The 12,126-nt window shown below is 34.1% G+C and carries 13 protein-coding genes and 1 pseudogene; 10 read left to right on the forward strand and 4 right to left on the reverse strand.

Annotated elements, in window-relative coordinates; genetic code table 11:
- Nucleotides 1-127: 127 nt before the first annotated feature.
- From OZ002_RS12955 to OZ002_RS12965, 3 genes and pseudogenes are all read left to right on the forward strand, one after another.
- Nucleotides 128-694: pseudogene (locus OZ002_RS12955) on the forward strand (ABC transporter permease); the annotation flags it as partial.
- Nucleotides 695-1,094: 400 nt separating this feature from the next.
- The gene (gene fic, locus OZ002_RS12960; RefSeq protein ID WP_000599739.1) at nt 1,095-1,700 is read left to right on the forward strand and encodes a protein adenylyltransferase Fic; all 606 of its coding nucleotides are present in this window, start codon (nt 1,095-1,097) and stop codon (nt 1,698-1,700) included.
- A 15-nt stretch (nt 1,701-1,715) separates the two neighbouring features.
- Entirely contained in the window at nt 1,716-2,288 is a 573-nt protein-coding gene (locus OZ002_RS12965) for a recombinase family protein (RefSeq protein WP_000170424.1), read from the forward strand.
- Nucleotides 2,289-2,539: 251 nt separating this feature from the next.
- Here OZ002_RS12965 and OZ002_RS12970 read toward each other — a convergent pair whose 3' ends face one another.
- Together OZ002_RS12970 and OZ002_RS12975 are read right to left on the reverse strand one after the other, a co-directional pair.
- Nucleotides 2,540-2,797 carry a hypothetical protein gene (locus tag OZ002_RS12970; protein WP_002326781.1) on the reverse strand — a complete coding sequence of 86 codons (258 nt, stop codon included), beginning with the start codon at nt 2,795-2,797 and terminating at the stop codon, nt 2,540-2,542.
- A gap of 125 nt (nt 2,798-2,922) precedes the next feature.
- Nucleotides 2,923-3,738, reverse strand: a complete 816-nt coding sequence (locus OZ002_RS12975) for a helix-turn-helix domain-containing protein (protein WP_002326780.1) — start codon at nt 3,736-3,738, stop codon at nt 2,923-2,925.
- 516 nt (nt 3,739-4,254) lie between these two features.
- Here OZ002_RS12975 and OZ002_RS12980 point away from each other — a divergent pair.
- From OZ002_RS12980 to OZ002_RS12990, 3 genes are read left to right on the forward strand one after another with little or no spacing between them, the layout of a single operon-like run.
- Nucleotides 4,255-5,580 carry a Y-family DNA polymerase gene (locus OZ002_RS12980; protein ID WP_002342448.1) on the forward strand — a complete coding sequence of 442 codons (1,326 nt, stop codon included), beginning with the start codon at nt 4,255-4,257 and terminating at the stop codon, nt 5,578-5,580.
- Nucleotides 5,573-5,923: a hypothetical protein gene (locus OZ002_RS12985; protein WP_002326767.1), complete on the forward strand. Its 351-nt coding sequence runs from the start codon at nt 5,573-5,575 to the stop codon at nt 5,921-5,923. The genes OZ002_RS12980 and OZ002_RS12985 overlap by 8 nt, the downstream gene beginning before the upstream one ends.
- Nucleotides 5,920-6,090 carry a hypothetical protein gene (locus OZ002_RS12990; RefSeq protein WP_073490843.1) on the forward strand — a complete coding sequence of 57 codons (171 nt, stop codon included), beginning with the start codon at nt 5,920-5,922 and terminating at the stop codon, nt 6,088-6,090. Before OZ002_RS12985 ends, OZ002_RS12990 begins: the two co-directional genes overlap by 4 nt.
- A 903-nt stretch (nt 6,091-6,993) precedes the next feature.
- On the opposite strand, the gene prgO is transcribed toward OZ002_RS12990, so the two are convergent.
- Entirely contained in the window at nt 6,994-7,269 is a 276-nt protein-coding gene (prgO, locus tag OZ002_RS12995; protein WP_001196543.1) for a DNA segregation protein PrgO, read from the reverse strand.
- Nucleotides 7,241-8,194, reverse strand: a complete 954-nt coding sequence (locus tag OZ002_RS13000; protein ID WP_000429439.1) for a ParA family protein — start codon at nt 8,192-8,194, stop codon at nt 7,241-7,243. The genes prgO and OZ002_RS13000 overlap by 29 nt, the downstream gene beginning before the upstream one ends.
- Nucleotides 8,195-8,805: 611 nt before the next feature.
- Here OZ002_RS13000 and OZ002_RS13005 point away from each other — a divergent pair.
- The 4 genes from OZ002_RS13005 to OZ002_RS13020 all read left to right on the forward strand — a co-directional run bounded on the left by OZ002_RS13005 (nt 8,806) and on the right by OZ002_RS13020 (nt 11,915).
- Complete coding sequence (locus OZ002_RS13005; protein ID WP_000947691.1) at nt 8,806-10,299, forward strand: primase C-terminal domain-containing protein; 1,494 nt, start codon at nt 8,806-8,808, stop codon at nt 10,297-10,299.
- Between the two features lie 134 nt (nt 10,300-10,433).
- Nucleotides 10,434-10,730 carry a replication control protein PrgN gene (locus OZ002_RS13010; RefSeq protein ID WP_000053907.1) on the forward strand — a complete coding sequence of 99 codons (297 nt, stop codon included), beginning with the start codon at nt 10,434-10,436 and terminating at the stop codon, nt 10,728-10,730.
- A gap of 100 nt (nt 10,731-10,830) precedes the next feature.
- Nucleotides 10,831-11,682, forward strand: coding sequence for a hypothetical protein (locus OZ002_RS13015; protein WP_002287227.1), 852 nt, complete (start codon nt 10,831-10,833; stop codon nt 11,680-11,682).
- 20 nt (nt 11,683-11,702) lie between these two features.
- The gene (locus tag OZ002_RS13020) at nt 11,703-11,915 is read left to right on the forward strand and encodes a hypothetical protein (RefSeq protein WP_002324171.1); all 213 of its coding nucleotides are present in this window, start codon (nt 11,703-11,705) and stop codon (nt 11,913-11,915) included.
- Nucleotides 11,916-12,126 lie beyond the last annotated feature (211 nt).

Raw genomic sequence — 12,126 nt, forward strand, 5'->3', positions numbered from 1 at the left:
CCGAAAAGAAGGCACTCTCTTCGGGTTTTCGGTCTGTACTGAAATCAAGGTATTATTGGGAATCCCAGCTTAAATCATAGATACCGTAAGGGATTTTATTCTTTATTTAAAACTTTGCAACAGAACCTATTATTTTAAGTCTGAAAAGGATACATCGTCTCTAACGTTAACTTTAGAGGAAGGAGTTGAACCTGACAAGGTGACCTCTAAAGTGATAAACCAATTGAAAGAAAAAGGTAGTTTGAAACATTTGGGGGAATATGAAGTGTTAGATACGGCTATGTTAACGAAAGGAATTGGTCAAATCCTCAGTACGATCACTTATTTTATAACAGCTGTAGCAGGTATATCTTTATTTATCGCAGGGGTAGGTGTAATGAACATGATGTATATATCTGTATCTGAACGAACAAAAGAGATCGGTATAAGAAGAGCCCTAGGAGCTACTCGAAAATCGATTATGCTGCAGTTCCTTTTAGAAGGTTTGATTTTAACTCTTTCAGGAGGGTTAATTGGCTATTTATTAGGAATGGCTCTTGCTTATAGTGTTGGTTCTTTGATAAAGGTAAACGTGTCACTTGATCTATTTACTATTTTACTAGCGGTTGGGGTATCTTCGGTTATTGGACTGGTCTTTTCTGTAATGCCCGCTTCAGAGGCTGCAAAAAAAGATTTAATTGATATTCTTAGATAAAATCAGAATGACAAGAATATTTACGTTCTAGATTCTAAAATAAAACACAAAGAGACCAACCAGGCACCCTATTGTTTCTTTGTAGTATAGAGATATTCTTTGGCTTGTAAGAGATCAATAGAGTTAGGTGACCGGAGTTCGAAATAAAGGAAATTTTTGATTGTATAGGAGAATTCTTTATCCCTAATATTTAGAATTTTGAGTATGCCATGTTGATGTTTTAGATTCTCTATAAATATAGAGGTGTATCAAAGGTCAACTAGACTGTGCAAAATAGAGACACTTGAAAAATCTATCGGGGGTCAGAAACTTAATAGTTTTTGACACATAAACAAAATCGCGATATAATGGGGTTGAGAGTGTTTCATAAACTTATGTCATAAAGTTAAGGAGATTTCGCATGATTTTAGAGAATAAATTGGGATTAACCAATCAAGTTGAGTTGGCTAAGGTTGAAGAAAAACTCAGTAAACAAAAAGCGAAAGAATTGTACGATTGTGGAAAAATAAATGAAATCGAAGTTGGTACATTTAAAGGTTTATCTGAAATTCATGAATTTCTATTTTCGGATATTTACGATTTTGCCGGAAAAATCCGATCGGTCAATATTGCAAAAGGAAATTTTCGATTTGCACCAGTTATGTATTTAGAACATTCGTTACAGCATATTGATCAGATGCCACAAACTTCTTTTGAAGAGATTATCAAGAAATATGTGGAGATGAATATCGCTCACCCATTTCGAGAAGGAAATGGCCGAAGTACTAGAATTTGGCTGGATCTCATTTTAAAGGAAGAATTGCAAAAAGTTGTAGATTGGAACTTAATCGATAAAGCAGACTATCTTTCTGCAATGGAGCGAAGTCCCATAAACGATTTGGAAATACGCTATCTAATTTCCAATGCTCTGACTGATAAAATTGACGATCGCGAGTTATATATGAAAGGAATCGATGTCAGCTATTTCTATGAAGGGTATTCTGAGTATACGATAGATGATTTGTAAAAGTAGGTGGACCAAATGACGAAATATGGATATGCACGTGTCTCAACCGCTTCTCAAAGTACAAAAGAACAAATTCAACAGTTGCTTGAGAACGGCGTAGAGAAGAAGAATATTTTTTCAGAAAAATTTACGGGTACAAAACGGGATCGGCCAAAATTCAATCAGCTGTTGGCTGGTCTGAAGCCTGGAGATGAAATAGTTGTTACGAAGCTTGATCGATTTGCTCGTAACACGAGAGAAGCATTAGAGATCATTGAACCTTTACTCGATGATAACGTAACGATCAAGGTTTTGAATCTAGGAACGATTGAAAATACGTCCATGGGGCGAATGGTGACACGGACGTTGTTGAGTGTAGCAGAAATGGAACGTGATATGATTGTGGAACGTACCCAAGAAGGAAAAATGTTTGCAAGAAAGAATAATCCTAATTTCAGAGAAGGACGTCCGAAAGCAACAATCACACCGAAGAAGAGGCACGCATATGAACTGCTTACTTCAGGTAAATCGTATAAGGAAGTTGAAGCTATAACCGGTTTCAGTCGCAGTACGCTTTTTAGAATAAAGAAGAAAATTGAAGAAAGTTAAAAAAGAAGTCTCAGCGAACCAGACAGGTAAATACTTAATGCGTTCTAGATATGAGTCTATTAGCATGTTGTGAAATATAATATTTTTTTATTTACTTGATTTCTGCTCAAAAAATGTGTATGGTAACTGTAAAAGGTAAAGTAATTAAAGGTATGCTAGCCACGCTTACTATATTAGGATACCATCATATATTTATAATGAACGATTTGTTCGTCTACCAAACAACACATATCGTTCAGCGTAAGTCACGTTTAGGAACGTGGCTTTTTTAGTGTTATTATCGATAAATAATCTATTGACTCTATTGATTTTATCTCCATATCCCTACGGTGTTGATTGTCTTTAGATCTTTCATTTAAGAACCAAATAACTATCATAAAAATCAGCACTGCTGCTAATATAATAAACAGCATTCCTATTGTGATATTACCTATTGATTTTACCATAACTACGATTAAAGTAATAATGGCATTCAAGTCTCCTTTGTTCTCTATATATAAATTAGCCATAAATCATCTTCCTTTCAAATTAAGATACTTGTTTGATACCAATAAATAGTAAGCGTGGCTAGCATACCTTTTTCTGTAATAGCAAGTGTTCTAATAGTCCAAACTTAATGATGGACCGATGCTAGTTATAGTACAGTAATGTTTTCTTTCTTATCTAGATTTTTAGTAAGCTCTATCAGCAAATCTAACAAATCTGAGTCCTTTTCAGAAACTAAATTAAATCTAGTGTTTACAACAAAGTTTTCATGTTCTATATTGTTTAGATTATTTGCGGAAAGGAGGGCTTCTAGATCTTGACATTCAAATCTATATGCATCGTCATAAATCTTACTAGAAGGAGTGCTTAATTCGAAATTACTTATTTTCTCATCTTGGACCAAGATAAATTTATAGATAGTATCTTTTTGTGTTTTTCTTTTAAAAACACAACAGAGTGTGTTATAAGGAACGTTATAATTTTCATCAGCCTCATTTTTTCTCCATTCAAACAAATGATAAACTGCAACCAAGTTGCCATCAATTTCATGGACAGTGCTCTCGGTAACATCCTTTAAAGAACTATCAAGGGCTAATTTATAGTAACTAGAGAGAGGAAGTAAAATTGTCGATTTACTGAGATGGTTATCGTCTATACGTGCAATCATACCTAAATCAACTAAGGTTTTATTCCAGGTGTTTATAGTTTTAGTTGTCACTCCTAGAGACTCTGCTATGGTATTGACCGAATGCCAGGAATCCCCGCCTTCATTCTTTGCCTTAAAACAGTAATACAGATATAAATTAATAGCTTTGTTATTCGGTAAATATTTTTCAAGTTCTGTTGGTAGAATAAAGTAAGAATCCTTAATGTTTTTTCTGAACTGTCTCCAGTCTCTGTAGTTTTGTTTATAAAGTTGTGAAACGGTTTTTCCACCTTTAGAAAGTCCTGCTATCTTAACCAATCTTATTGCTCCTTTCTTGAATCTGTCATGATCATACAGTATTTTTTACTTGTAGTCCAGCACCTTAATATATTATCCTATGTAATTAATTTCGTACTAGATAGTAATTATTTTTTATTTAATTCTCTAGTCACTTACAAATAAGTTATATAAACTACGATTAATAAATTATTACAAAAACTATTAAGAAAACTTCTACATACAACTATTACAAAACTATTAAGAAACTGAATACTCCTATTTTTTGTTTTTAAGGAAAGTTTTTTCTTTTTTGAATTTCTTATTTTTTTCTAATATAACTAAGCAAAACTGGATAATACGACACTTATTTTCAAATTTTCACAAGACTAATAGTAAATATCCATTTAATAAAGTGATACAATGTGTTGATTTTACAAATCAACAGAAGAAGTAGGGAAATAACTTACCTATGCTTCTTTTTTTGTACATTTAATCGATTCTTCTTTACAAAAACGAACGTATGTTTGTATAATGTGGAAGAATGGAGTGTTATTTATGATGGATTATTCAAAAGAGCCAGTAAATGATTACTTTTTGATCGATATGAAAAGCTTTTACGCAAGTGTCGAATGTATAGAAAGGAATTTAGATCCATTAACGACTGAATTAGTCGTCATGAGTCGAGCGGATAATACAGGATCAGGGTTGATTTTAGCTTCTTCACCAGCTGCAAAGAAGAAGTACGGTATTTCTAATGTCAGTCGACCACGAGATCTACCGCAACCTTTTCCTAAAACGTTACATGTCGTTCCACCACGCATGAATCTCTATATTAAGCGAAATATGCAGGTAAACAATATTTTCAGAAGGTATGTAGCAGACGAAGATTTATTGATTTACTCGATCGATGAATCGATCTTAAAAGTGACCAGATCAATGAATCTTTTTACGACTGAAGGAACAAGAAGTCAACGGAGAAAGAAGCTGGCTCAAATGATCCAGGAGAATATTAAAGAAGAGCTAGGATTGCTTGCTACAGTAGGTGTCGGAGATAATCCCTTATTAGCTAAACTTGCTTTAGACAATGAAGCAAAACATAATGATGGATTCCTTGCTGAATGGACGTATCAAAATGTTCCTGATAAAGTATGGAATATTCCTGAAATGACAGACCTTTGGGGTATTGGATCTCGAATGAAAAAAAGACTCAACCAAATTGGTATCATGAGTATTAAAGACTTAGCTAATTGGAATCCATACACTATTAAGAGCCATTTAGGTGTGATTGGCTTACAGCTGTATTTTCATGCGAACGGGATCGATCGAACAGATATAGCGATCCCACCAGAACCGACAAAGGAAAAATCATATGGTAATTCACAAGTGTTACCACGAGATTATACCAGGAGAAATGAAATCGAACTGGTGGTAAAAGAAATGGCGGAACAAGTAGCTATTCGTATCAGGCAACATAACTGTAAAACAGGTTGTGTCCATTTATACATTGGCACGTCGATCTTAGAAACGAGACCAGGTTTTTCACACCAGATGAAGATCCCTATAACAGATAATACAAAGGAATTGCAGAATTACTGTCTTTTCTTGTTTGATAAGTATTATGAAGGACAAGAAGTAAGGCACGTTGGAATAACCTATAGCAAGCTTGTGTACACTGATTCGCTTCAGCTGGATTTATTTAGTGATCCACAAAAGCAAATTGACGAAGAAAATTTAGATAAAATTATTGACAAGATTCGGCAAAAATATGGTTTTACGTCGATTGTACATGCTTCTTCTATGTTAGAAGGCGCTCGTAGTATTACTAGAAGTACATTGGTTGGTGGCCATGCAGGCGGCGCAGGAGGGCTTAAAAATGATTGATTATAATGATCGTGGACGTTTAAAGTGGGCAGGTTTTTATTTATCTGATCATACTGAAAAAATTGATGCCGACAATGAACAACGAGCCAATCAAAATTTGGCAAAAGAACAAATGACGACTGAAGAGGTTGCGGAAGTATTGAACGCTGCAGTCATAAAAAATAGATCAGTATGTATTCAAAAAGAAGAACGAAACGCTGAAGGATACTATCCAGAAGATATTGTTAGCAAGATCTTAGGTAGTGATGAGCTGGGGATCTACGTTGGAAAAAACAAAGTTCACTACGACGAAATACGTCATATCGAATTTTACCAGGATAATAAATGGGGTCGATTAGAATGAACATTATCCAGCAATATGAGCTAAAGTATATAACCTTTGATCAGCTATCAGAAGAGATTTGGGGTTATGGCCAGCGTTTGATAAATGAGGTTGGTGTTGAACGCTTCTCTTTCTATGTAGAAGCTGCAGCAGGATACCATAAATACGAATACTATATTGGCTATTAAAGTGCAATAAAATTATATTTCTTTTATGTTTTACATTTTGTATCAATTCTGATAAAATTACCTATAGGTAATTAAAAAATATAAAAAAACTAGTTACAACCTTAGGACGTTGTAACTAGCTTGAAGCATACTAGAGCTAACTAAAATAGCACTAGAAAGCAATGTTAAACCCGTCCAACAAACTTGATTTAACATTGAGACCAGCTTATTCAGCTAAATATAGTTGAATAAGCTTCTTTTGTTTTAAAAAAACAAAAGGTGTACTACGAATAACGCAAGTAAAAGAAATACTATTACAACCAGTAGGCTACAAGTAAGTATTACTAAACATTGCGTAGTTAGAACCTTTGCTCTATTGTCTAAAGCCACAAAATTAGAGATCAGCTTTATGATGCTAAGAGCGAGCTGCATCCATGCGGACATAGGTTCTTTTGACACTATTAATTCTCCTTTTTAGGATAAGGGAAATTGCTAGTAGTTTTTTCATTAGCACCATCCCCCTTCATTTGATTGAGTCTAGTGCTGCTGTGATAGTTTGCTGTTTAATATGCTTACATTCTTATTATAACATAAATGAAACAAACACATGGTTAGAGGTCGTATCAATCAAAATAGTGTCTCACAAACGATTTATTACTTACTCCTGCTGACTAACGGACTGTTCTTCAGTAACTGTAACTATATGTTTGTTAAAACCACCATTACCTGTAGATAAAAACCAATATATTTACTATACTCACTATATTAAATATATTTAGTATAGTAAAAACTAGAAACAATAAAATTTGTGAATGTTGTATACCCCCAAACAATACACATATTTTGAAGGATTAGGATTAATAAAGCTAAAAATATAGTAAGTATACTAAATATATTTACTATATCTAGTATACCTACTATATTTTAATCTTTTGATCGTCTATTATATATAATCCGTTCCTCGTCGTTTAAAGTATCAACATAGGCGTCCATTGCAAGTTTGACTATTTCATACATAGGAATATCTTTTGCATAACTAAGATCCCGAATGGTTTTTAGTACGGGAGGATCTACTTGAACTGGTTTTCTTTCTTTCGCAGTGTACTTTCGTTCCCCTAACTCGACATTAATATCATCTTTAATTGAAATATCTTCAGCACCAATTTTCTTCTTATCTTTGTTCGTTGGTAATAATGCCATTTAGTTTAATCTCCTTTCCAAGAGGTAGGATATGATTGGCCATTGAGTCAGCATATTTAGGTGTATAATCAAATCCTTCAATATCACCATGTTGTTCATAGTATTCAATTCTTTCTTCTAATTCTGTAAAGATGTCTGCAAAAATAGCCCACCATCTTCGATCTACATAATCATTTAATTGGATACCATTCTCACCATACATTTCTAACCGATCCGAGCCTTTAACAATGCTTTTAAAAATGTTTGATTCACCATACTTATCAATTGTTTTTTGATAGTTTGCGTGTTGAGAGGAACGTCGCACTGAGAAAAGAACAGGCAAAATTCCAATGATTTGAAGATGAGACTCTTCAAAATTCGTGACAATCGGAACTAAAACTTTATTAATAAAATCTTCTGTTCCTTCCATTGCGTACCGTTTTAATTCTTGCATTGCAATAATATAATCTGCAGCAGTTAAGAATGCACGAACCACATTATCTGTTGATGGTGGGCAGTCGATAAAGATATAATCGAAATTTTTTCTCAATTCTTCTAAAGGTTTAATGAAGGCCAATGATCTCTTACGACGATCAGGATATTTTTCGGACAAGTATTCATTAAGTTCTTCAGATCCAGGAGAGCCAGCCATAATATATAAATGTGGACTTACTTGAGTAATACCTGAAACCCAGTCCCCTTTTTTGATTGCTGCAGACATGGATCGATCAAAGCTAGTAATTTGATACGTTGATCCAATGTTGGAAGTAGTATTTCTTTGTTGGTCATAATCAATTAGCAACACGTCTTTTTCAAAAAGTTGACTAGAAACAATCGCTAATAAATCATTGTCTGTAGTCTTACCAATGCCGCCTTTTCTACCTGTAAGCATTACAACTTTTCCTAGTTTATCTGATGTTTTAAATGCAGTCCGTAAGTTTTCCATAGTTCCCTCCAATTTCCTATACTAAATATATTTAGTATACTTCATATACTTAATATATTCGATATATCTAATATACTCCAAATTGATAAGAATTCAGACTTTATAAGGAATATAGTGGATATACTAAATATATTTGCTATATTCAGTATATCAGATATATTCAAAATGTCAAAATATATTTGTGCGTTTTGCGTTGACAATTTAGAGTGAAAAGAGGTAAACTTAATTCTATAGAAACCACAGATAATTCACTATTTACAAAGTAGCAAAAGCAGTGGTACTCTTTAAACAGAAAAATTACATAAAAAAAAGAGACGGAAATAATTGATTTTAGCAGAATCAATTATTTCTGAATCACATGGTTAGGACATGTGTTCACGCTCGTCTCAAGAATATGTAAGTAGCTACCAACTACTTATATTAAAAGTTGATCGGATACCTTTTCCGATTGCCTTTATTCTACCAAAAAAAGGCGAGCAACTCAACAGAAGAACGTTTATTTAGTGTACTTAAATTAAATATTCTTAAACACTGAAGAGAGAACACATACTATGGCTGAGATTAAAGCTAAACTGTGTTCTCTTTTTGTTTGAGAAAGGACGTTACAATCGATGTTGAGCGAAATTTATTCAGCTATTCTTAAAAACGGCTTACGTACATACAAATATCGAAACAGCACCATGAAACCTGCAGGTCATATTGATTCCAGTAGGAGTGGTGCTATCTTTGCGTACCGTAGCAAGCAATTAATGAATGTTGGGCGTGGTATGGTCATTACTTCGGAAGAAGCTATTTTAGAGAACGAAAAGAAACTAACGCATTGGACACCTAATACCTATCGCTTTGGTACTTATGCGGATGATTATCGAACAGTGGTTAAAGGTCATTCTGAGAAAAACTTAAGTCAAATCAACACATTTGTAGTTGATATCGATTCAAAAGAGAACCATCAAGGCGAAATTATTTTAGCCTGTTTAGATCAAGTGGGCTACATGCCAACGCTAATTTTAGAATCAGATCATGGTTATCAAGTTTATTTTGTACTAAAGACACCAGGCTATGTCACAAAGAAAAGCAATTTCAAGGTGATCGATGTAGCAAAAAAAATTTCAAAAACAATTCGTCTACAGTTGGCTGAAAAATTGTCCGGAGTGGATCTAGGATGTAACCACTTCGGAATTGCTCGATTCCCACAAGAAAATAATATTGTTTTTAAAGAAATGAACTATCAGTATTCTTTTGCTGACTGGATTCAATGGTCGATGAAGCTTGAATCAGATCAAAAAACAAAAGAAGATCGAGAACGAAAACTAATTGTCTTTCCTGAGAAAAAAGAAATTCGTCAAGTAGATGAACCGTGGTTCGATATGTTACTTCATAAAGCAAACATCGTCGGCGGAGAAGGACGTCTTGGTCGAAATAATGTGATTTTCACGCTTTCTTTAGCTTATTACTCTTCAGGTTATGCATTGGATACTTGCGAATACAATATGTTCACATTCAACGAACGGTTACAGGAACCGCTATCTGAAGCAGAATTAGTAAAGATTGTACGTAGTGCTTATTCTGGTAATTATCAAGCAGCAAGCAGAGAATTCATTATTGAATTGTGCCAGCAATGGGTTTCACCAACCTTAAAAAATAATGATCTGTTCATTCAACGACGTGGCTGGTGGAAATTTAAAAAGCCACGAGATCAAAGAAAATATAGTCATAAAAATGAATGGAAAGAAGATCTATTGGCTTATCTAAGCGAAAAAAGTCTTGCTAGTGAGCCTTATTTGAACCTGTCAAAAAAAGAATTGGCTTCACAACTAACGATGCCCAAGCGAACACTTGATAAGATCTTAAATGAGTTACGAGAGGAGAATAAAGTCTTCTACAAGGTAACACGAGGAAGAAATGGCGGAATGATCATTGCTTCAGTCAAAACGTTGTTCGCGAGGGTTATTCAACTAAGTAAAGAAAAGAGACTAGATTATTCAACAAGGATCACAGAGGTATTTGGACTCAACGAGAGCTTAGTAGAAGAGACATTTAGACAATTATCAACCCCCTTGAACCCTCTTAAAGAAGTGAATCTTTTTGAAGTAGATACAGGTTGAAAAATAAAAGGTGCAAATTGCCTTATACAATATATCTATGATACTTCTGTAGGTGTTGCTCCCTTTGCCTAGCTACGTGTAGGTGGTATACTTATAACTGCGTATGCAGTCTTATGTATCATGGAGGAAGTTGTATGTCGTTAAAAAATTATGTCTATTCACATCCTGTTAATGTGTTTATCATTGGTCGTTTGGGATTATCTGTGGAAGTGTTCTGTGAGCTTTATGGTTTTAAGCAGGGGACTTTGTCTTCTTGGGTTACCAGGGAAAAAACAGTTGCTTCTTTGCCGATTGAGTTTCTTCATGGGTTGTCCTTAGCTTCTGGGGAGACTATGGATCAGGTATATGATTGTTTGTGTGTGTTAGAGCAGGAGTATATTGAGTATAAAATAGCTAACGAGTTAAGAAAAAGGAAGAAGTATATCCAGTAGTAGTTTTTATTTACTTAAAAAATTGGTTCATTGAGCAACCTATCGCTGCTAAAGTAGCAAAGGAAAACGTTAAAGGAAAGAATTTAGGGAAGAAATCGAAATGAAATCGGACGACTGGATTGAACACACCTGGCTTCCTCTGAAAAGAAATAGCAAACGAAAGAAATTTTGGGTATTGCAATTATGGCCATTAGGAAAACTTTGTAGTTACGGGGCACGACTTATTCTTGATTTAACCGTTTACTCGATTGGAGTATTTGGAACGGCTTATTACTTGATAAATGATCCCAATAGGATTGCAGCATCAGACATTTTTACAGTGCTAATGACGTTGATTTTTGTCATGCTATTGTCTATTTTTACTCAATTAGTCATGCAATTTACCAGGCAAAAATTAACAGCAGGAAAACTTTTCAAAAGCCTATTCGATTTAATTGTTGTAAATGCAATTCTAGCGACTTTAATAAAACAAATTGAACAATCTGGAAGAACAACAAAAGGAGTGAAGGATTTTTTATTGACGTTTATTCACTTTGTAAATGGACACATGTATTTGTTTGAAGTGGGTATTATTCTCTTTTTTGTCGGGTATGTATCCACGAAACTTATTAAACGTTCAATTGAAAAAGAAATTGAAATTGACCTGATTCCGACACTTCTTGGTTATGAGTACAATGTTGATTTTGGAAGATATGACGAATTGATCAATACGGATATCGTTCACACGAGTATCCATGAATCTACTGTTAAGGGCATCAGATCTATTTTAAAAAATGGCCAGGAAATGAAAGCAATAGATCGAAGAAAAGAGATCTACAATTTTTATGAAGTCGAAGCAAGCCTACGATATGGCATCGGAAAATTGTGGTTAGATGGAAGTAATATTCGTCAAAACAAACCATACATTTTTTGGAACAGTAGTGATTTAGAACTTCCAATGAAAGATAAATAATTATGGAGAATCGTTTGAAAATGATTCCTCTATACAGGATTGTGCTTATAGTTGGCATGGAGTTAAAAACCTTAAAGAAGGAGCAGTTATTCAAAGTGAAAGAACGTCATAATCAGTTACTATGTAGTAAAACGGGTACGATGAACATTGAATACCGAACAGAATATTTAGAATTAACGAATCAAACTGATTTTTTGTTGATTCGAAAGCAACAAGAGCAAGAAAAAAATTAATGGCTACTTATAGCCAATTGATTGATGAATGGGAACAATTCAAGGAATCTAAAATTCCAGAACGTCTCTAAAAGCCTTTATTTGTAAAGAGCATAAGGAAACGTGGGAACACTTTTTAAAAAAAGTGTTCCAATAGGCTGTGCCTATTACGTTTCTCAAAAATAAATGTGGGAACAAAATATTTAAAAATAGGATAGTGAAAGGATAGTGA

The organism is Enterococcus sp. E4-150 (assembly GCF_035726465.1).
Classification (GTDB): domain Bacteria; phylum Bacillota; class Bacilli; order Lactobacillales; family Enterococcaceae; genus Enterococcus_B; species Enterococcus_B faecium.

Bases quoted from the DNA above. Each gene is read 5' to 3' on its own strand.
- OZ002_RS13020 (WP_002324171.1), top strand. From the start codon at position 11,703: ATGATTCCTCTATACAGGATTGTGCTTATAGTTGGCATGGAGTTAAAA.
- OZ002_RS12970 (WP_002326781.1), bottom strand. From the start codon at position 2,797: ATGGCTAATTTATATATAGAGAACAAAGGAGACTTGAATGCCATTATT.
- OZ002_RS13015 (WP_002287227.1), top strand. From the start codon at position 10,831: ATGAAATCGGACGACTGGATTGAACACACCTGGCTTCCTCTGAAAAGA.
- OZ002_RS13000 (WP_000429439.1), bottom strand. From the start codon at position 8,194: ATGGAAAACTTACGGACTGCATTTAAAACATCAGATAAACTAGGAAAA.
- OZ002_RS12980 (WP_002342448.1), top strand. From the start codon at position 4,255: ATGATGGATTATTCAAAAGAGCCAGTAAATGATTACTTTTTGATCGAT.
- OZ002_RS12985 (WP_002326767.1), top strand. From the start codon at position 5,573: ATGATTGATTATAATGATCGTGGACGTTTAAAGTGGGCAGGTTTTTAT.
- OZ002_RS13010 (WP_000053907.1), top strand. From the start codon at position 10,434: ATGTCGTTAAAAAATTATGTCTATTCACATCCTGTTAATGTGTTTATC.
- OZ002_RS12990 (WP_073490843.1), top strand. From the start codon at position 5,920: ATGAACATTATCCAGCAATATGAGCTAAAGTATATAACCTTTGATCAG.
- OZ002_RS13005 (WP_000947691.1), top strand. From the start codon at position 8,806: ATGTTGAGCGAAATTTATTCAGCTATTCTTAAAAACGGCTTACGTACA.
- prgO (WP_001196543.1), bottom strand. From the start codon at position 7,269: ATGGCATTATTACCAACGAACAAAGATAAGAAGAAAATTGGTGCTGAA.
- OZ002_RS12965 (WP_000170424.1), top strand. From the start codon at position 1,716: ATGACGAAATATGGATATGCACGTGTCTCAACCGCTTCTCAAAGTACA.
- fic (WP_000599739.1), top strand. From the start codon at position 1,095: ATGATTTTAGAGAATAAATTGGGATTAACCAATCAAGTTGAGTTGGCT.